This is a genomic window from Vibrio sp. 779(2023), assembly GCF_033344285.1.
GTDB lineage: Bacteria > Pseudomonadota > Gammaproteobacteria > Enterobacterales > Vibrionaceae > Vibrio > Vibrio alginolyticus.
Genome location: NZ_JAWPOM010000001.1, coordinates 89,819 through 110,996 on the forward strand (window position 1 = coordinate 89,819; position 21,178 = coordinate 110,996).

General features: G+C 45.9%; 16 protein-coding genes. 11 read left to right on the forward strand and 5 right to left on the reverse strand.

The window, feature by feature from the left end; all coding sequences use genetic code 11:
• Positions 1-137 precede the first annotated feature (137 nt).
• Positions 138-887 carry an HpcH/HpaI aldolase family protein gene (locus R8O70_RS00395; protein WP_054578614.1) on the reverse strand — a complete coding sequence of 250 codons (750 nt, stop codon included), beginning with the start codon at positions 885-887 and terminating at the stop codon, positions 138-140.
• 289 nt (positions 888-1,176) lie between these two features.
• Between R8O70_RS00395 and hisD the strand changes: the two genes are divergently transcribed.
• The 4 genes from hisD to R8O70_RS00415 all read left to right on the forward strand — a co-directional run bounded on the left by hisD (position 1,177) and on the right by R8O70_RS00415 (position 4,990).
• Positions 1,177-2,469 (forward strand): histidinol dehydrogenase, encoded by a 1,293-nt coding sequence (gene hisD / locus R8O70_RS00400; RefSeq protein WP_005374756.1) that lies wholly within the window; start codon positions 1,177-1,179, stop codon positions 2,467-2,469.
• A 1-nt stretch (position 2,470) separates the two neighbouring features.
• Positions 2,471-3,205, forward strand: a complete 735-nt coding sequence (locus R8O70_RS00405; protein ID WP_025768659.1) for an SDR family NAD(P)-dependent oxidoreductase — start codon at positions 2,471-2,473, stop codon at positions 3,203-3,205.
• A 65-nt stretch (positions 3,206-3,270) separates the two neighbouring features.
• Positions 3,271-4,275: a cupin gene (locus tag R8O70_RS00410; RefSeq protein ID WP_025768658.1), complete on the forward strand. Its 1,005-nt coding sequence runs from the start codon at positions 3,271-3,273 to the stop codon at positions 4,273-4,275.
• 1 nt (position 4,276) lies between these two features.
• A complete protein-coding gene (locus R8O70_RS00415; protein ID WP_258625384.1) occupies positions 4,277-4,990 on the forward strand; it encodes an alpha/beta fold hydrolase in 714 nt (237 codons plus the stop codon).
• Positions 4,991-5,059: 69 nt separating this feature from the next.
• On the opposite strand, the gene R8O70_RS00420 is transcribed toward R8O70_RS00415, so the two are convergent.
• The 3 genes from R8O70_RS00420 to R8O70_RS00430 all read right to left on the reverse strand — a co-directional run bounded on the left by R8O70_RS00420 (position 5,060) and on the right by R8O70_RS00430 (position 8,736).
• A complete protein-coding gene (locus R8O70_RS00420; RefSeq protein WP_017820111.1) occupies positions 5,060-6,145 on the reverse strand; it encodes a porin in 1,086 nt (361 codons plus the stop codon).
• A gap of 177 nt (positions 6,146-6,322) precedes the next feature.
• A complete protein-coding gene (locus R8O70_RS00425) occupies positions 6,323-7,339 on the reverse strand; it encodes a nuclear transport factor 2 family protein (RefSeq protein WP_005374772.1) in 1,017 nt (338 codons plus the stop codon).
• A 101-nt stretch (positions 7,340-7,440) separates the two neighbouring features.
• On the reverse strand, positions 7,441-8,736 hold the full coding sequence (locus tag R8O70_RS00430) for an MFS transporter (protein ID WP_005374774.1): 1,296 nt from the start codon (positions 8,734-8,736) through the stop codon (positions 7,441-7,443).
• Positions 8,737-9,075: 339 nt separating this feature from the next.
• Here R8O70_RS00430 and R8O70_RS00435 point away from each other — a divergent pair, with 339 nt between their 5' ends.
• Together R8O70_RS00435 and R8O70_RS00440 are read left to right on the forward strand one after the other, a co-directional pair.
• Positions 9,076-10,617 (forward strand): sodium:solute symporter, encoded by a 1,542-nt coding sequence (locus tag R8O70_RS00435; protein WP_258625386.1) that lies wholly within the window; start codon positions 9,076-9,078, stop codon positions 10,615-10,617.
• 11 nt (positions 10,618-10,628) lie between these two features.
• Positions 10,629-11,999: an L-serine ammonia-lyase gene (locus tag R8O70_RS00440; protein WP_086047207.1), complete on the forward strand. Its 1,371-nt coding sequence runs from the start codon at positions 10,629-10,631 to the stop codon at positions 11,997-11,999.
• Positions 12,000-12,076: 77 nt separating this feature from the next.
• Here the strand turns inward: R8O70_RS00440 and glgX are convergent, their stop codons facing one another.
• On the reverse strand, positions 12,077-14,068 hold the full coding sequence (gene glgX / locus R8O70_RS00445; RefSeq protein ID WP_115386844.1) for a glycogen debranching protein GlgX: 1,992 nt from the start codon (positions 14,066-14,068) through the stop codon (positions 12,077-12,079).
• Positions 14,069-14,514: 446 nt separating this feature from the next.
• Between glgX and lamB the strand changes: the two genes are divergently transcribed.
• The 5 genes from lamB (at position 14,515) to R8O70_RS00470 (ending at position 21,074) form a co-directional block, all read left to right on the forward strand.
• Entirely contained in the window at positions 14,515-15,735 is a 1,221-nt protein-coding gene (gene lamB / locus R8O70_RS00450) for a maltoporin LamB (RefSeq protein ID WP_053307973.1), read from the forward strand.
• Positions 15,736-15,891: 156 nt separating this feature from the next.
• On the forward strand, positions 15,892-16,722 hold the full coding sequence (locus R8O70_RS00455; RefSeq protein WP_053307972.1) for a MalM family protein: 831 nt from the start codon (positions 15,892-15,894) through the stop codon (positions 16,720-16,722).
• A gap of 163 nt (positions 16,723-16,885) precedes the next feature.
• Entirely contained in the window at positions 16,886-17,404 is a 519-nt protein-coding gene (locus tag R8O70_RS00460; RefSeq protein WP_225466189.1) for a glycosidase, read from the forward strand.
• 120 nt (positions 17,405-17,524) lie between these two features.
• Positions 17,525-19,126, forward strand: coding sequence for an alpha-amylase family glycosyl hydrolase (locus tag R8O70_RS00465; protein WP_213972098.1), 1,602 nt, complete (start codon positions 17,525-17,527; stop codon positions 19,124-19,126).
• Positions 19,127-19,457: 331 nt separating this feature from the next.
• On the forward strand, positions 19,458-21,074 hold the full coding sequence (locus tag R8O70_RS00470; RefSeq protein WP_258625387.1) for an endonuclease: 1,617 nt from the start codon (positions 19,458-19,460) through the stop codon (positions 21,072-21,074).
• Positions 21,075-21,178: the final 104 nt, after the last annotated feature.

The window sequence follows — 21,178 nt, forward strand, 5'->3', positions numbered from 1 at the left end:
ATCGAAGTTACTTTCGCTTTAATGGTGATACTCCTTATTTAAGGCCATTGAACCTGCTCATACGTGCTGAGTGTATGGGCTAGGGGATTTCTGTGTCTAGAGCATTACATTGATAAGGCGTAAATATCAGAGAAAACTCAAGAATTCATCACATTTCTCTCTTGTTTGAAGGCATCAATGATCATTTTGTGTTCAGACCCAACACAAAAGAAGCTAACGCCGAGTTCACGCCATTCCCGAGCTTGTTGAGCCGTTGCGACAAACATGCCAACAGGTTTATTGGCGGCTCTGGCCGCTTCGATTACTCGCATACTTGCTTGTGCGACTTTCTCATCATGAACGCTATCAGCACCATAAGCGACAGTGAGATCAACTTGGCCAATGAAGAGCGCATCAATACCTTCAACATTGGCAATCGCTTCAACATTTTCGACCCCTTGAGGGTCTTCAATTTGTGCAATGACAATCGTATTCGCACGGCTGTCTTTTAAGTGTTCAACCATGGGCTTAGTGGCGTATTGCGCTGCTCGACTGGAACCAGCATACCCTCGGCCACCTTCGCCGTAATGGCAGATTTTCGCCAGTTGCGTCGCTTGCTCAGCAGTACAAACATGGGGAATTTGTACACCCGCCGCGCCACAGTCAAGCGCGTTCAAAATGGTTGAAGGAGCGCTGTCTTGTACTCGTACCACGCACGCGAGGTCATTCGCTCTGGCCGCCATGATGCACAGATCAAGCGAGGAACGATCGAAAGGTGCGTGCTCTGCATCCAGTACCACAAAAGGCAACTCTGCCAGTGCCAATACCTCGATAATGTGAGGGTGAGGGGTTTTAACAAATGTACCTAATAGCGTTTCTTTAGTCAGACGTTGCTTAAAATTGCTCATGATTATCTCCTTTGCAAAGGTATGCAAAAACTAACACGGAGAAATGTAAATGATGAGTAAAAATGATGTGATCTAAAACTCATTTTTGATTAAAAATTAAACTCAATCAAGGTCCTTATTACTTGCTTTTATTTGTTTAAATTAATTAATACAAAGGCTTAAGGGTGGTTTTTGTGGTTTGTTGACTTAACTTGTCAAATGTTAATTAAGTGTTTAATCTGATTTTGCATTCGTATCCAAAAGCATAAAAATAACCGTTCGTCAGCCTCAATGTTCAAGGAGAAAACCAATGGCACGCATTTTAAAAAACGGAATCACTGAAGAAGCATCAGCATCAAACGACGCAAAAGTGCGTCAGATTGTTGAAAACATTCTTGCTGATATTGAATCGAAAGGTGATAGCGCTGTACGTGAGTTGTCTGAAAAGTTTGATAACTGGTCGCCGGAGCAATTCCGCCTGTCAGAAGAGCAAATCCAAGCCTGTGTGGATGCGCTTGATGAATCGACTCGTCATGATATCGAGTTCGCTCAGCAACAAGTTCGAAACTTTGCTCAAATTCAACGTGACTCAATGAAAGACGTCGAAGTAGAAACCATGCCTGGTGTGGTACTGGGGCATAAGAATATTCCAGTAAACAGCGTGGGTTGTTACATCCCTGGCGGTAAATACCCATTGGTTGCATCCGCTCACATGAGTGTACTGACGGCGAAAGTCGCGGGCGTAAAACGTGTTATTGCTTGTGCGCCACCGTTTAATGGCCAGCCGAATGTGGCGATTGTCGCTGCGATGGCAATGGCGGGTGCGGATGAAATCTATTGCTTCGGTGGTGTTCAGGCGGTAGGTGCAATGGCTCTGGGGACGGAGACTATTGCACCGGTCGATATGATTGTAGGGCCGGGTAACGCATTTGTAGCAGAGGCAAAACGTCAGTTGTTTGGTCGCGTCGGTATCGATTTGTTTGCAGGCCCAACGGAAACCCTAGTCATTGCCGATGAGAAAGGCTGTGACCCGGAATTGGCAGCGGCGGACTTGCTTGGTCAGGCCGAGCACGGTTACAACTCTCCAGCTGTCTTGTTGACTAACAGCGAGACATTTGCACAAGAGACCATCAAAGAGATTGAACGTCAGTTAACCATTCTCCCAACGGCGGAAGTTGCGGGTAAAGCGTGGGCAGATTACGGGCAAGTGATCGTATGCGATAGCTACGAAGAAATGGTGGAAGTGGCAGACGATATCGCTTCTGAACACGTTCAAGTGATGACGGAAGATCCTAAGTACTTCCTGGATAACATGACCAACTACGGTGCCTTATTCCTAGGTCGTGAAACCAACGTTTCTTACGGCGATAAATGTATTGGTACCAACCATACACTGCCAACGAAGAAAGCGGCGCGATACACCGGTGGTCTTTGGGTAGGTAAGTTCATTAAGACTTGTACTTACCAGCGTGTAACGGAAGCGGCATCCCTAAAAGTCGGTGAGTACTGCTCTCGCTTGTGTGCACTAGAAGGTTTTGCTGGCCACAAAGAGCAAGCGGATATTCGTGTGCGCCGTTACAAAGGCAAAGTGGAAGAGGCGTAATATGTCGAAACTTGCCTTAGTCACAGGCGGCAGTGGCGGACTGGGTGCCGCCATTTGTCGCAAGCTAGCTGAATCGGGATATCGCGTAATTCTGACTTACAACAGTAATCAGAAAGCGGCCGAGGATGTGCTTTCCTCGCTGCCACGTAACGAGCATCTAGCATTCAAATTGAACGTGGCAGATTCTAGTGCGATTGAACAGCTTAAACATCAAGTCAGTGAAATAAGCGACAAGCTGGATTTGTTGGTCAACTGTGCGGGGATGACGAAATTCGTCGCGCACTCTGATTTGCAAAGTTTAGATGACCAGCTGTTTGACCAAATTTTCCAAGTGAACGTCCGTGCGCCTTTTGCCATGGTTCGAGCGTTTGAGCCTTGGCTCAAGCAAGCCAATGGTTGTGTGGTGAACATTACTTCTATCGCGGCACAGACTGCGATGGGCAGTAACATTGCTTATTGCGCGAGTAAATCTGCCGCAGAAAACATGACCCGTTCTTTAGCTCGCGCTCTGTCTCCCGAGGTTCGAGTTCTGGCTGTTGCTCCAGGGCTTGTCGACACTGAGTTTGTCAAAGGCTTGGATGACGCATGGCGTAATCAACAAGAACAATCCACACCGCTTAAGCGTTTAGCCAATGATGAAGAAGTCGCTCAAGCCGTGTACGCCGCGGCAGATCTTCTGACCTTCTCGACAGGCAATACCATCGCGGTTGATGGTGGGCGACCTTTAGGTCTGTAACACACTTTCGGTTTGTAACTAACAATTCAAAGGCTAGGTCCAAACAAGGACAACAAGGATTTACAATGACTCTACAATCTAAAATGAATAATAATCTGGTCCGCTACATGGAACTGATTCCGGGTACGAGTGCGTTTATTGATGCGCGCACGCCAGGCAGTGATCTGAAAGATAACTTCTGCATTATCGGTGCTGGGGTGGCAGAAAGCAGTCGTCAACATGTTCATATTCGCGATACGGCGGGCTTTAACATTGGTGCCGCAGGCCAACCGCCGGGCATCAAAAATTCGTTGCACTCTCATCGTACCGCCGAGCTTTTCTTGGTGTTCAAAGGTCAGTTCCGTTTTTATTGGGGGAACGATGGAGAGCATGAGGCGGTGTTGTCTCACGGTGACGTCATCTCGATTCCAACCAATCTCTTCCGTGGATTTGAAGTGGTTGGCCGCGATTACGGCTTTATGTTCTCGGTACTTGGCGGCGACGATTCAGGTGGCGGCGTTATTTGGCATCCAAACGTTATTAAAGACAGTCAAGGTTATGGTTTATACCTCAAAGCCGATGGCACACTCGTGGACACTATTAATGGCGACCCGGTGCCACAAGAATCAGAATTGATGCCGCTGCTTACCGAAGAAGAGCTCGCGACCTTCGATACCTACACCGCAGAAGAGATGATGCCATTTGTCGCTCTGCAAAAAGATTATCGTGAAATCAAAGGCGATTTCGGCGGAAGCAACGTGAAACAATACGCCTTAACGGGTCATCCTTTGGCGAGTTATGACTTCCAAGTAAAGAGTGAAGATGAAGTGAGCATCATGGCTTATGAGCTTTCTGAAGGTGGCTCGATTCCTCAACACTGCCGAGAAGAAAAACAAGTACTTATCAACTTTGATGGCGATACAGAGGTGGTCCTCACGCATCAAGGCGAACAAGCTAATGTTGTTTTAACGCGCGGTGATGTGCTGAATGTTCCAGAAGGTGCGTCATACTCACTGACGAACTTGCGTGGTAATAGTTTGACGTATTGCATTCTTGGCTCTGATCAACCAAAGCCGCTGGCAGGAGAATAAAATGACGCAACCCACCTCGTTAGTTTGGCTACCCGGACTACTTTGTGATGGCACATTGTTTGAGGAAGTCAACCGAGCGTTGCCAAGTTGGGTTGAGCCTTCATGCCCGACGCTGGCTTCATTGCCGTCAATGGAACAGCTGGCGCAGAGAGTGTTGCAAGACGCACCGCAGGAGTTTGTCTTGGGTGGCTTATCAATGGGTGGGATTCTTGCCTTTGAGGTGTACCGTCAAGCGCCAAACAGAGTCAAAGGCTTGATCCTCATGGATACCAATGCAGCAGATGAAAAGCCAGAGGTGACACAAAAGCGTGATGCACTGGTTAGCCGTGCGTTAAGTGGTGAGTTTGAACGCATTACGCCTGACACTCTGATGCCTGTGCTGATTCATCCAAGCCGTTTGCAAGACAAAGCGTTAACTGAGCGTATAGAAGGCATGGCGGTCAATGTAGGTTTGGAGGCATTTGAAGCACATGCTAAAGCGTTAGCAACTCGCCCGGATGCTCGACCTTTATTGGCGGACATTCAAGCTCCTACGTTGGTGATAACAGGTAAAGAAGATAAGCTTTGTCCGCTAGACAATCATCTGCTCATGGAGAGATGCATCCCAAACGTCACACTTCATGTTATCCCTGAGTGTGGGCATCTATCTACGCTTGAGCAGCCTTTAATTATTAGTGAAGTGATGGCTACTTGGCTTCAAGATAACTTTGCTTAGTGTTGATAAGAACTTCATCACTCACCACCTTAAGGTTACTTGGGTATAGGTGGTGAGCGATGAGTATTATCAGAAGTAGTAGCGAATACCTGCCGCGAATTGATCATCACGGTTTTCGAATTTGCTGCCATCGTACTGATCTTTACCTAGGTCGAACTGGTATTCAGTCCAAACTAGGAATTTGTTCTTCTGGAAGTGGTATTCAAGACCAGGGATCAGCAAGTTACGCTCGTAACCTTGTGTCTCGTCACCACTATCCTCCATGTAGTTGTAGTTCAACGTTGGGCGCAAGCCGTTGTCGAAGTGGTAGTAAGTGTAGATTTCGCCACCTAGGGTATCGAACATTACGTCCGTACCGCCTTGGCTCACTGCTTCCCAGTTTTCGCCAACGTGGAAAGTCGCACCTGCGTAGAAGCCACCGTTGCTGTAGTTTGCGCCCAATAGCATGATGCGCATGTTGTCGCCGTTTTCTACGCCAACCACGCTTGCGTCTAGATCCGCAACTTCATTTTGATGGTAAGCCGCACCCAGTGTTACGCCATCAACGGGTTTGTAAGTGATCGAAGCACCCATGCCGTTTTTCAGTGAGGCTGTCGCATTGCTTGCTAGAGCAACATCTTCACGCGTGGTCTGGTAAGTAAAGCCGTAGCTCACTTTTTCATTAATTGAATTACGGTACGTAATTGAGTTTTCCGCACGACCAGCACCGGATGCGATACCCCAGTCAGCTAGGTTGTAAACACCTGAGCCACGAGTACCGAATACACGACCTAAATCGGTGTACCATGCTACGTCGTAGAAGGTAGACCACTGTTTAGTACCCGCAGCAATCTTGCCGTATTTTTCGTGATCAACACCTGCGTATAGCAAGCGGTCGTAAATGTTGTCGCCGTTCGCGCCAGAGTTGTAGCCCCATTCCGCGTGACCGAAACCAGTCCAGCCGTTATCCAGACCCATTTGGCCTTTCAAACCGAAACGTGAGCTGCCGCTGTTCCATTCGCCGTTGTCATCACCGCCACGGTCTTGGTAGCGAAGATCGAAACGGCCATCGATGGTTAGGCTGTCGCCAGCGTCATTAACAAAAGTGTGTGCAGCAAAGGCTGAGCTAGAAGTAAGCGCTGCTAAAATCACTGCAGAAAGGGTCGACTTTTTCATCATCAATCTCATTATTCAGGGCGCAGAAAGCCACCGTGCGTTCATGCCCGTTTTGAATAAGGGTTCTATCTTGAGGTTGTGCCCCATCCTTGAGGCACGAGTTAGGAGCATGTCGCCTGAACCGAGAGGGGATTCAGGCAACATAAAGGCGGGTTGACAATCCGCCCCTAGGACTTCTTATAGAGAAGGGTTTAGGATCTGTTGAGTACGCTCGAACACGTCTAGACCTTGCTGTTTTAGCCAGTAAGGAAGGTCGATCAGTACCCAGTTCTCAGATAGCTTGTCGCCGTCACGGTAGTAAACGTCAACCACTTGCATGTCTGCACGTACTTCACCACCTGTCATACCTAGGAAACCACCGATAGGCGTGTTAGATAGGTTTGGCCAGCCGAAGAAACAAGAGAAGTTACCTTCTGCGAAACGACATACGTGGCCGTTAAACTTCTTGTCTTTTAGGTTGTTACGGAACGGCAATTGGTGCTGCTGTTGGTAACGAGGGATTGTATAAGACGCACCGATACCACATGGACCGTACCAGATCATGTCTTTAGACCAGCTCTTCTCAAGAACTTCTGGTGGGCAACCCATAGCGCCGCTGTCGTTTAGTGCAGATAGGTCATCAACCATCTTGTTCACTAGTGCTAGTGTTGCTACGCCTTCTTCTGGTGCTGCGTCTTCGAACAGTAGACCATCGTGGTTACGAGGACCAGGGTATACGAAGTGCTTACCTGTTGATGGTGGCAGTGGGTAACAACCCGCTTGGTCCATTGCACCTAGAAGGTCTAGGAATAGGCCAGTCTTAGTGATCTTGCCGTTTTCAACACAGTTAAATTCTGCGTAACGGATGTTCATGATTTTGCCAGTTGGGCGCATGCCTAGGTATTCAGCGTCGAATAGACCCATGAAGTGACCCATGCTCATTACCCAGATTTCACCTGATGTTACTTCGTTCTCACCACCGATGAAGATGTCTTGACGACGCTGCATGCGAGTCATTGATTTCATCAAAGGAGCCCAGAAAACGTCAGCCGCTGCTTGAGCGCCTTGTTGCTCACGGAATGGGTAAACACCACGCCATAGGTAATCTTCTGACGTGTGTGCTTTTAGTACTTCTGCCACGTTCTCGTGAGTTGCGTTTTCCATTGCGCTGAAGTATTCACGTACAACGCGTTTCGCTTCTTGATATTTAGACATAATAAACTCTCTTATTTGCTGTCGAGTCGGCTTTGGGAACAGGACTCGAAATTAAGTTTTTTCATCCGGCCGGGGAGCCAGCCGGAGTTTTTGAAATTCAGTTACGCTTTTGCTGCTTCGGCTTTTTTGCTCTTATCGAACACGCCGCCTTTTAGTGTCTCTGGCAGTGATAGCCATAGAAGACCAGCAAGGATCCATACGATTGGTGAACCCCACATTGCGGTTTGTAGGTCGGTACGTTCTTGGATGAAGATAAGTACCATTGGTGCCCACATACCGAGGATACGACCGCCGTGGAATAGCGCCGCGCCGTAGCTACGTAGGTGTGCTGGGAACAGTTCTGAGAAGTAACCACCCCATACCGCTGAAGAAGACAGACCGAAGTTGTAAATCAGACCAAGTAGAGCCAGCATGTTTAGGCCGCCAATCACCATGTCGCCAGGTGCAACAAAGAAGATTGAAACCATGATGCCCGCTAGGATGAAGCCAAATGCGTTCACCTTACGACCGAATTTGTCAGCTACCCAACCCCAGAACCACGCACCAAACAGTGAACCAAATGCTGAGATAGAGAAGATGAGACCGATGGTTGCACCGTCGAACATACGTACATCACGTAGGTAAGTGGTTACGAAGCCACCAAAGAATTGGAAACCGTAGAAATTAAGGCCAGCCAGTAATAGACACGTTAGAGTGATCTTACGGTAAGGCTTGCTTAGCATTTCGCCCCAAGAGCCTTTTTTCGCTGGTGCATCTGATTCTTCTGCTTTTGCTTGCTCTTCTTCACCGTAAGCGATCACTTTGCTGTCGCTAGGTAGTACAAAGATCATGACAACAGCGGCTGCCAATGGTGGGATACCACCAACAAGCATTAGGCTTTCCCATGGTGCATCAATGCTTGCAATAAATGCTGCATACGCACCCATTACCATCAGTGCTACAGAGAACATAGAAGACGCGAATGCCGTCAACTTACCACGTACCGTTGGCGTAAATAGGCCGATCATTAGGCTTACTGCCACGGTGAAGTAACCACCCAGTGACAAACCAATGATGAAACGCATTGCTGCCCATGTTGTGTAGTCGGTGAACATCATATTGATGATCGTTGCGCCACCGTTTAGGGCTGTGATGGTAATAAGAGTGGATTTCTTACCAAATTTTGTTGCGAACCAAGCACAGCTCAATGCACCGATAAGTGCACCAACCGACTGCCATGTATAGAACTGGGCAGTGTCTGACAGGCTAATACCATCATACGCTTCAACGATGTATGGGCGTACGTAGTCAATAATTACAAAGTTATAACAATAGAAAAAGTAACCAACCAGTATCGCTAGATAGGCAGCTACCCTTTGAATCATAGGAACTTCGCTCATGTGTCTTTTGGCATTCATGACCGATAAACCTCTATTTCACTTAGGATTTGTTGCTATTCAAACTTAAAGAATACGATCTTATTGGGATCATCTTCGATTTCGTGTCGTGGTGAATCATAGTTTTTTTAAGGTCATTAGATCCGTGATCAATATCAATTTTAAAATGAATGCGTACCCAATAAGTGGTTTTTAGTGATGGGAGTCTCATTAAATCGGTCTTTTTGGCATTTTTGAATATATAACCGTCTATATTGGTGATTATAGTCACAGTTATGGCGGGATTATCGTTTAGATATGCTTTTTTAAAGTAATATCCAAGCACAAATAATTAGCACCCAGAATTATGGAAGCCCTGAAATGGTTACGTACTCAAGTTTTGTGGTGATTGCGTTATACGTGTTAATCACCATATTAATCAGCTATTTAGTGAATAAGCGCTACAACAAGGGTGGCGACTTTTCCACGGGTGGAAAGCAATTTGGCTGGTTTACGGCGGGTGTTTCGATACTTGCGACTTACATTAGTGCGATGACGTTTGTAGGGATGCCTGGTTGGGTTTATAGCTCTGGCATGGAAGCGATGAGTATTCACCTTAACTATCCCATCGTTATCTTTTTCACCGTCATTTTCTTTGTGCCTGTCTTCTATAAGCTGGGTCTGACTTCGATTTATGAATACCTTGAGCACCGCTTTGGGGTGTATGCAAGAACCATCAACTCGATTGTGTTCATTGTGGTTCAATGTATCTCTGCGGGTGTGATTTTGTATGCCGTGGCGCTGATCTTAGTGCAAGTTCTGCCTATCAGTATTTCTGAAGCCATTATCTACATTAGTATTTTCACCGCTTGCTATACCTATGCGGGCGGGATTTCCACGGTTATCTGGACCGATATGTTGCAATCTGCAGTATTGGTGGCGGGCAGCATCGCCATCTTTGCCATTCTAATGACAGAGATTAATGCGGCAGATTACCTTTCTCGTGATCACCTGAATATCATCAACTTAGACTTTGATTTGGGCGTGGATACCACACTCTGGGCTGGCGTGGTTGCCGTGAGCTTTTTGCATTTGAGTGTGTACGGCACCAACCAATTGATCATCCAACGCACGTTAGCGACGAGATGTGAAAAGACGGCGCAGAAGTCGATGCTGTTGTGTGGTTACGGTGCGTTTTTCGTGTACTTGTTCTTCGCGGTACTCGGTGTTCTTTTGAGTGTTTTCTATCAAGATCAATCGTTTGAAAACAGCAACGAAGTGATTTTGGATTTTGTATTCAACCACACTAACCCTATTGTGGTTGGTTTGATCATTTCCGCATTGGCGGCGGCCGCAATGTCGACGCTGGACTCGACCTACAACTCGATGGCGACCGTCGCAACGTTCGATATCTACAAGAGTTTCGTTCGCAAAAGTGCCGATGAAGAGCACTACGAAAAAGTCGCAAGAAAGATGAGTTTGCTCGCTGCTGCTATGGTGGTAGTGCCAGCTCTTCTGGCTGTATCGAATGAATCGGTACTCAAAACCATCGCTAGTCTGACTTCCATCTTTGTTGGTATCCGTCTGGGTTCATTCGTGCTTGGTTTATTCTGGGCGAAAGCCAATGAGAAAGGCGTGATCGTTGGCAGTATCATGAGTGTGATTGCGGTGTTTACTGCAATGTATCTCGACGTGGCTTGGCCGTGGTTCGCGCCAATTGGTACGTTCGTCTTCCTTTTGTTTGGTGTGTTAGTGAGCCGTCGTTGGGGCGCTGTGACTGCCGAGCAACAAATCTTTATCAATAATCAAAAACATCTTTTTGCAAAGCCAACCGCAAGCCATTATGGGCTGTTGGTGTTCGCCGTGACGACCATCGCTGCTTGTATGGTTCTCCCTGATTGGCTTTATGCTGCATTGTCGTAATAGGTAAGTTTATGCTGTCCATCTTTGATATTTACAAGATTGGTGTGGGCCCTTCTAGCTCTCACACCAATGGTCCAATGATCGCGGGTTACCACTTCACTCGTTTGATTGAATCGAACTTGGCAAAAGTGGTTCGTATTCAGGTCGATTTATACGGCTCACTCTCGTTAACGGGGATTGGTCACCATACTGACCGTGCAACCATTTTGGGTCTGTTGGGTAACAAACCAGATACCATCAAAATCGCTTCTGCGAATAAAGCGATGCGCAAGGCGATTGAAGAGGGCATGATGTCTGTCGATGGCCGTCATGAAATCGAATTCAATTACAAAACGGACATGTTGTTCCATGAAGAGAACCTTCCTCTGCATGAGAATGGCATGACGATTACTGCGTTAGATGCGCATGGCAATCAGGTTGGGTTTGAAACTTACTACTCTATCGGTGGTGGTTTCATCGCAACGGCGGATGAACTGCAAAATGGCAGTGCGACTGCACCCGTAGAAGTAGAGTTCCCATTCTCCAGTGCAGACGAAATGTTGGCACAGGCTGAGAAGAATGGCATGAGCCTCGGCGGCATGATTCTGAAAAACGAACAAGCATTTCAGGATATGGAAGCCATTAATCAACGCGCAGAACAGATCTGGCGTGTGATGACGCGTTGCATGGAGCGCGGTTTCGAGACAGAAGGTATCTTGGATGGCGGCTTGAACGTGACCCGCCGTGCGCCTAACTTGCTGAAGAAGCTTGAAGCAAATGCAGCAATTGAAAACGATCCAATGGAAATCATGGATTGGATTAACCTGTTTGCTTTTTCTGTGAGTGAAGAAAACGCGGCTGGTGGACAAGTCGTAACGTCGCCAACCAATGGTGCGGCGGGTGTGATTCCGGCGGTATTGATGTATTACCATCGCTTCATCAAAGAGCTGGATACCAAACAGCTTAAAGACTTCCTTGCTGTATCCGGTGCGATTGGCATTTTGTACAAAACCAATGCGTCTATCTCGGGGGCCGAAGTGGGTTGTCAGGGCGAAGTTGGCGTGTCTTCTTCCATGGCGGCAGCTGGCTTGACCGCGCTACGCGGTGGCAGCAATGAGCAAATTTGTATTGCGGCCGAGATCGCCATGGAGCACTCACTAGGCATGACTTGTGACCCAATTGGTGGCTTAGTGCAAGTACCGTGTATTGAGCGTAATGCAATGGGCGCAATGAAAGCGATCAATGCATCTCGCATGGCATTAAAGCGTAACAGTAAATGTTTGATCTCGTTGGATAAGGTGATTGAAACCATGTACCAAACGGGCAAGGACATGAACAAGAAATACCGCGAAACGTCACTGGGTGGATTGGCTTTGATCCACCTAGCGCCGCCTTGCGAATAATGAGTTAGGCAAATCTAACCAACAAAAAGCCGAAGCACTGAGATGCATCGGCTTTCCTTTTTTGGAGCGTTTATAACTTAGCTATGCGTTTGCTCACCTTTTGGTGTGCTTTGGTTTGGTTGATAGTGCAAAATCACCATCGAGGTGGGTGACAGCAAGACTTCGCCTTCAGCATGTCCTGGGTTGAGATTACGTACGTTTGTATCACAGATCGTCACCCATTCTTGCTTTCGCTCATTGGGGAGCTTAAAGCGAGCTGTGGCGTTAGTTTGGTTGATGAGGTAGACCAGCTCTTGTCCTTCTTTACCGATACCAAGGTGAAGTGCGACAGAGCTTAAACGGTTCCAATCATCGTGCTCCATTAAGCGACCGTCTGTACGGCGCCAGAAAATACGGTTGTTATTGCGATTCTCGCCACTGAAAGCTCGGATAAATGGCACCATGTATTGATTTCGGTTGGCGACCATTTGTGACATCCATGCTTTGAAATGTTGCTTACGTTCTGTCTCTTCCCAGTTCAGCCAACTGGTTTCGTTGTCTTGGCAATAGGCATTATTGTTACCGCCTTGGGTGTGAGACAGAACATCAGCAGTGAGAATGTGTGGGATACCGAAGGCAAACAGCAAGCTAGCAATAAGGTTGCGTTTTTGCTTCTCACGCGTGGCGATGATCATCAGATTTTCCGTCTCGCCCTCAACACCGTAGTTTTCTGAACGATTGTCACCGTGACCGTCGCGATTTTCTTCGCCATTGGCTTCGTTATGTTTGTGCTTGTAAGACACTAAATCTTGCAGTGTGAAGCCATCGTGATACGTGATGTAATTTACGGTGAGTTTGTATGGCCAGTTCGCTGCACTATAAATGTCACGAGAGCCCATTAATCGAGTGGCAAACTCTTTTAAATAGCCTTGATCACCGCGCCAAAAACTGCGGGAAATATCACGCAGTTTGTCATTACATTCGTTCCAACCAAATGGAAAGTTACCCACTTGGTAGCCATTTGGACCAATATCCCAAGGCTCGGCAATCAATTTGGTTTCACGCAAAATTGGGTCTTGCGCAACGGCTTTAAAGAAAGCTGCTTCTGGGTTGTAATCATCGCCCTGTCGACCTAACGTTGCAGCCAAGTCAAAACGGAAGCCATCGACTTTAAATTCGCTAACCCAGTAGCGCAATGTATCCATCACAAGGTTTAAGGCTGGTTGGTAGGTGAGATCCACTGTATTTCCGCAGCCAGTGTAATTGGCGAAGTGGTTGCCATGTTTGATGTAAAAACAGGAGTCGAGGGCTTTCAGGTTGAAAATTGTAGGCCCTTCACCACCTTCAGCAGTGTGGTTGTAAACCACGTCGAGAATCACTTCGATGCCGTTTTTATGCAATTCGCGAATTGTTGTTTTTAATTCCGTAACGGCGTCTTGTTCTGCGTAGCGCGGATCGGGCACCATAAAGAGATAAGGGTTGTATCCCCAATAATTGACCTTTTCCAACTCTAGTAGGTGAGGCTCATGCATGCATGCTGCGACAGGTAGCAATTGCAGCGTGTTGATGTTTTGTTGTTCGTAAAAGGCCAGCATTTCAGGTGATGCAAGACCTAAGTAGCGCCCCCTCAGCTTGTCCTCAACCTCTGGGTGGCGTTGGGTAATCCCTTTGACGTGCGTCTCAAACAACACCATCTCTTCTCTGGGTATACGCGGGTGATCCGTGTTTTGCCAGTCAAAATCATCTTCGATAACGACGCACTTCGGCATATCGAAACTTTTGGCTGGAGAGTAGGGAGGGTGATAGTGGAGGGCTTTATCTATTGATTTTGCGTACGGATCAGAAATTAACAGTGGCTCGTCCTTGTGGGAGACAAGGTAACCGTATTTTTGCCCCGGCTTAATATCTGGAATAAAAGTATGACGTATGCCAGCGTATTCATTCGGTAAACCGTGAAGCTCGTAGCTGCCATCGTCTGCAAACAATGCCAGTTGAATGTCTTTTACGCCTGGAGCATGAATAGAGAAGTTACAGCCTTCTTTATTCAATGTTGCGCCCAGGGGGTAGGGGCGAGAGAGAAGTCGTGTCATCGGAGATACTTTATTTAATATTTATTGCTACCTTTAGGAAACTATAAGTTAAAAACTTTGTCTTACTAAGGTCAACCACCCTAAATATAAAAATATTCGTGTAATTTAATTACTTTATGTGACGGCTTAGAGTCAAAAATATGAAATGGCTATCACTTTGTAGCGGCTCAAAACCGAACAAACTTACTAATTCCTCCCTAGATTGGTGATCTGACTCGAAAAAACACCATTCGGTAAATTTTCTACTCCCTTCTCATCCCCCTTAAATTAGTTTAGGGCGGAGGAAGTCATCCTTGTACGCCTCGGGTAATCTCACAACTGTTGAAACAAACGGGGATTCGTTCCCATCTTACCTCTCTTTCTTTAGGTGTGTTTTTACTGCCTATATTCACCTAAAAGAGTGAGCAGGGAAGACAGAATTATAAATACCCTTAATGGAGTTAAGAATGAAAAAAGTAAGTGTAATTGCTGCTGCTGTTGCTGCAACTTTAGCTGCTGGTTCTGCGTTTGCAGTGGATTTTAACGGTTACATGCGCGCTGGTACTGGTATCAGCGGTAATGGTAATGGTGACCTTGCTGTAAACAAATTTGGTATTGGTCGTCTGGGTAACGAAGACGATAACTACTCTGAGTTTGGTTTGGCGGAAGAGTTGAAAATGGGTGACCAGACTTGGCGTATCGAATCTATGATTGCTTCTGGTGCTCCTGGTGCGAATGGTTGGGAAGATGCTGATTTTAACGTTGCTCAGTTTGCTGTAAAAGCTAAAGGTCTGATTGCTTCTGATAAAGACGCAACTATGTGGGCTGGTAAAACTTACTACCAGCGTAAAGATATCCACATCACTGATTTCTATTTCCTAAACACTTCTGGTACTGGTGGTGGTATCGAAAACCTCTCAGTAGGCAACCAAAAACTATCTCTAGCATTGATTCAAGATGGTGAAACTTCAGATTCAACGGGTTACATCTTTGATGCTCGTTTAGCGAACATCGGCCTTTGGGATAATGCTGCTCTTGAGTTGGCTGTTGCTTACAACTTTGCGACAGATTCTAACGATGCAAAAGAAGAAGCGGATGACGGCGTATTGGCGTCTGCGATTATCCATCAAGGTATGAGTAACGGTTTTAACCAAACAGTATTTCAATACGGTACAAATGGTTACGGTGTTCAAGCTGCTAACTTCTGGGGATCTGGTGCTTATTACGCGCGAGGTACAGAGGCATTTAATGATGCATCAGGCTTCCGTTTGATCAACTGGGGTGTAATGAACCTAGCTGAGAACTGGGAAATGGGTCACCAACTTGCTTACCTATCAGGTAGCGACATTGGTGGTCAAGCTGCTGGCGCTTACACAGGTAAAAACTTCGATATTGATCAATATTCTGTAGTTGTTCGTCCTATGTACAAGTGGAACGATACAATGCGCACAGTATTCGAAGCGGGTTACAACTCTGGTGAGAAAATCGCAGATAGTGGCCTAGCAAAAGAAGATTTTGGTAATGCTAAATTCACAGTTGCTCAAGCTTGGGCTATGGGTGACAGCTTCTGGGCTCGTCCAGAACTACGTGTATACGGAACTTACTTGCTAGATACTGAAAATGACAATGCGTTCAACGGTGACGATACAGAGTTCGTATTTGGTGTTCAAGCTGAGGCTTGGTGGTAATCAAATAAACTCTTAGTTATCTAGCTGTCCTAGTCAAATAGCCGACATCAGTCGGCTATTTTTCTAAGGGTTATTGAAAAGTTAGACGTTTCATTAAAGTCACTCTAAGATGCTTTAGTGCCAAAACCTTTAGAAAAATAACTAGAAGGAAAAAGTATGTACTTCCGTGCCCTCATGTTAAGTGGATGTGTAGCGCTTGCTGGCTGCCAATCCACTGAAGTTATCGAACAAGTTCAAGTTGCTCAAATGCAACAAGTTGACACACTCTCTGAACTTCAATCGGTAAAAATGAAGCTTCCTAGCTCTGCCATTATTGATATCACTGCTCAAAGCCAAGTTCTGAAGTATCAGAATATCGATAGCCGTGTCGCTGTGTTTGAGCTTCCAGCAGATCGTGGTGAGTTTGCTATTAAAATCACCAGTCTAATCGAAGAGACGGCTTTTGTACCAAGAGCAGTTATTGTCGATAAAAATGGTAGAGAGCTCGAAAATTATGATAAAACTGAATTTGAGTACAAAAAACCTCGCCTGCATCTTGGTAATCGCTTGGCTGCCGAAAAAGACTTTTTCCCCCCAACGGGATTAGATTCTGTTTATCTTATTATTTATACAGATAAAGCCGACCTTGGCGGGTTTACCGAAGTGATTCACCCCGCGCGTTTGGACGCTGAGGGGAGAGGTAACTACTTACCAGAAGTAAAAGATATTCCAATTCCTAACAGTGATACAGGTAAGATTGAAGTCTCGATTGACCGTGTGAGTTTCTTCTCAATCGGAACATCAAGTAATGAACCAGCGGCGGCTCCAATTGCGGCTAAGGCGGTTGAATCAGTACAGCCTGAAACACAAACTTACTACCACAACGCAATTAAAGCGGCCGTAAAAGCAGATGATATCCCTAAAGCTCTGAGCTTACTTGATGAAGCAAAAGCGTTAGGAATTGAAGGTGCGCAAGAAGTATTTGTAAAAGCAGTTAATAGTAAATAGATAATTTTAAAAAGCCGGCTAAGATAGTCGGCTTTTTTATTACGCATTTAGTTATCTTTTTCACATATTATATTATTCCTATTTAAAATTTATTTTATTTCGATCCATAATATATATGTTCTAATTTAATTAGTACTTGGTCTAATAAAAATAAGGATATAACGTGAAAAAAATAATTATAAATACAGCATGTACTTTAGCTGCTGTGTCTATCTTGTCTGCTTGCTCGTCCACATCATCAGAAAATACAACCCAAGGTGAAGTAAATAATGCGGTTGCGTTTACGAGCACGCAGATTGATATGATGACAAATTGTAGTTTGCCGGATTCAGCCGAATCTGGCCCATTGTCTAAAGACATTTTTGTTGTAGGTAGTTTCCCAAATGCAGATTGGAAGCACACTGCCGAGCGCAAGCTGACCTATAAGGGGAACAATGTCTATCAAGTGATTACCGATGAAATTTCAGGTAATTATAAAATGCAGTATGCCGCTGAACAATGGAAACCACAGTTTACTGCCAAAGGTAAAAAATTATCGGTCGGACAATTAAATGAACTGACTTACGGTGGTTACGGTACAGATACAAAACTAGAAATTAAAGAGCCTGGTAAATATCTTTGGAGTTTAGAATTTACAGATGATGGCTCACCTTATTCAATTATGGTAAATAAGTGCCAATAATATTCCATTCAATTATTTAAAATCTATTTTTATTTATTAACCCCTGCATGAAACAAATGTCGGGGTTAATTTTATTACTCAAATGTCAGTAGTTTATTTGAGTAAGTTAGGGAGAATAAAATGCGTAATATCCTACGTAACCATCGCCTGTCTCGATCGTTGCTTGCGTTAAGTGTGATTGGTGCTTTATCTGCGTGTAATTCTTCTGGTGGTAGCGACACTAATAGCAGCACTCCGCTACCGGATACCAGTTATGCTTGCCAAGCCAATGTCATGGCGCAAAGTAACCAACTTCGTACTTATCAAATCATGGTAGAGAGTTTTGTGGATGGTGATGCGAGCATTGGTCACGGTACAGGTTATGGCACCAGCCATCATAACGGCGATTTGCAAGGAGTGATTGATTCACTCGATTACATCCAAGATTTAGGGATGAACGCGATTTGGTTGACGCCAGTTTTTGAATCGGAAGCGATAGCGGGCCAAGAACACCTGGATGCCACGGGCTACTTTGCAACGGATTACTTCACCATTGATCCACGTTTTGGTGATTTAGAAACGGCGAGAACCTTGGTCGAGGAAGCACACAAACGCGGCTTATACGTGTTTTTTGATGGTGTATTTGGTCATCACAAAGATGGTTTGATCAAACCATCTCCTTCCGGTTTGTTGCCATCGGGATCGAGCAATCCCGTTGATTACCCGGCCAGTCTCGATTTCTACAAAGAAGTGGCAACGTATTGGATCAAAGAACTGAAGATTGACGGCTGGCGTTTAGATCAAGCCTATCAAGTTCCGACAGACGCTTGGACACAAATTCGTAAAGCCGTCGATGAAGCCTCACAAAGTGTGACGTACACCAATAGCAAAGGCGAACAAGTGAATCCGTTGGGTTACATGGTGGCAGAGATTTGGAAAGGGGAGTCTGAAATCGCGAATGAGGCGTATGGATCGAACAGCGATCCAGCATTGTGCTCTGCGTTTGACTTCCCTATGCGATATCGCCTCGTTGAAACTTTGGCCGTGAATGAGAGCGGCGTGGGTGGTCGCGGTGCGGATTGGTTAGACAACGGCTACAGCACACACAACCAATATCCAACACATGCGCAGCCGAATTTGATGATCGGCAACCATGATTTAGTGCGCTTTGGTGACTTGTTACAGCGCGGAAATTTAGCGGATGTGAATGATGCAGAATATTGGTTACGCCATAAAGCCGCGTTTGCTTTCCAAGCGGCGTACACCGGGCCAATCACGTTGTACTACGGTGATGAAATCGGGGATCAAGTGGATGGTTTTGCCGTAAAAGAAGACAACAGCACCTGCGCCATTCAAGGTTTGTGCGATGATCACGTTGCGCGCAGCAGTGCGAAAATTGAAGGCGTGACGGCGACGCTTGATGCAAACCAAGCCGATCTCAAATCTTATGTGACATCGCTGATGACAATGCGCGATGCGCATCCTGCACTTTATCAGGGGTCACGCACGAATTTAGTTGCGAGTAACGGCAGTTATGTGGACTTGAAACAATCTGGTTCGGACAAAGTCTTGTTTGCGCTAAATACCTTAGAGAGCGCTAGAAGCGTCACTCTTACTCAGGAGAGTGTTGGTACTGGTGAGTTGGTGGATTTGCTTACGAAAGAAAAAATTACTCCGAGCAATGGTCAATATCAACTTCCGATGTCGCCATTACAAGGGCGATTCTTTGCGGTAAAACCTTAAGGAATTATCCAGAATTGATGCTCACCAGTTGAGCTGACCACAAGCTTTCTTATAAACAAGCCAAGTGTTGTTGCTGACCCCCATAGGCGCACACTTGGCTTTTTTCTGTCTGTTTTACTTTTCCCTTAATGGTTTTACGACGATGTAGCCAACAAGTAGCTTCGCTTTTTGTATTGGCGTTTGTTTTCAGCAGGTGAATATTTGTGAGATAAGCTGCACATTAAAAAGTAAATTAACACTTGTGCAACGTAAAAATGTGACTGAAGGATTACTTATGCCCCACTAATATGTTTATCGTGTTTGGGATTTATATAACTAATGGAAAAGTATAATGAAATCCATAACGAACTCCCTCTGTCTCCTTGCTGCTGTTAGCTCTCCGTTTGCATATAGCCAAATTATCAACGGTGACTTTGAGCAGTGGAATGGCAATGTACCTACGCAGTGGTCAGAGATTGACGCGGGCATTACAGTGTCGCCAAGCAGCGAGCAAATCAAATCGGGTGGTCTGGCTGCCCAGGTCGTCGTGAATACAGGTACCCAAAGCAACACCGACTTTTTGCAAACCATTAATGTGGAGCAAGGGAAAACCTATCCGTTTTCTGTCTCGGTTTATCATACCGAAGGAAATGTAAAAGCACGTCTGGTGGTTGATGGTTATCACAATTACTCGAACCCACAACAGATAAACCAGTGGCAAGAGCTCGCGCACAACTACACAGCGAGCTCGAACAAGACCATCAACGTCGGTTTGCGTTTTTACGATGAAGCCAGTTTTGATGGCTCAGAAGTTGTCTACGTCGATAATTTTCAACCGACTGAGACAAGCACGCAGCCTCCCGTAGAGAGCAGTAGTGATCACCAAGTGGTCTTGACTCTCACGACCGACAACTATGGCTCTGAAACGAGTTGGACGCTGAAAAACAGCCAATCCGCAGTGCTGTTCTCTGGTCAGGGTTATGAGTCGGCAACCACCGTTGAAAAAAGCATGTGTTTAGCCGACGGTGATTACCAGTTCACCATTCAAGATGAGTATGGTGACGGCATTTGTTGTGGAAGTGGCGCGGGTTCGTACACGTTGATGGAAGGAACCAAGACTCTTGCTTCTGGCGCTGAGTTCGCCAAAAGCGAAACCACTGATTTTACGTTAGGTGACACCACCACGACTCCACCAGTGGTTGATGGGTATTATCAAGCCGCGTCTGGCAAGACAGGCTACGCACTCAAAACGGCGTTGTTTAACATCATCAATAATCACTCCAGCCGTGGCTATTCAGCGATTTGGACTTTGGTAAAAGACGTAGATTTGGATAACTACTACGAGAAAGACGGCTCCATTCTTGATATGTATTCAGAGAAGCCTGCGGGCAACGATGCAGTGAGTTTCACGAAAGTAACCGACCAATGCGGTCAATACAGTCAAGAAGGGGATTGCTACAACCGTGAACACTCGTTCCCGAAAAGCTGGTTTGGTGGAAAAGTTGAACCGATGAACTCAGACGGTCACCATTTGTTTGCCACCGATGGTTATGTAAACGCCAAACGTAGCAACTGGCCATTTGGCGAAGTGGGCACCTCGACTTATGTTTCCAGCAATGGTTCTAAGCTAGGTCAAGCGAGCACAGCACTGGGTTATTCAGGCACCGTGTTTGAGCCGATTGATGAGTTTAAAGGCGATTTTGCGCGCGCGTATTTTTACATGGCAACCCGTTACGAGAACGTGATTGGCAATTGGGAGAACAACACGAGCAACTCTGACGCGGTGTTGGATGGCACCAGTACGAACGTATTTGAACCTTGGATGCTAAACATGCTGAAACGTTGGCACAAAAATGATCCTGTTAGCGCGAAAGAAATCCGTCGCAATGACTTGGTGTTTGAGTTCCAAGGAAACCGCAACCCGTTTATCGATCATCCTGAATTTGTTGAGCAAATTTGGGGGAATTAACGCGCAATTGGTTTCAACATTGCGAGTCAATCTCACGGCGAACCATTGAGAATAAGAAAGGGGAAGCATAATGCTTCCCCTTGTATTTACGGATGTTGTGAAAA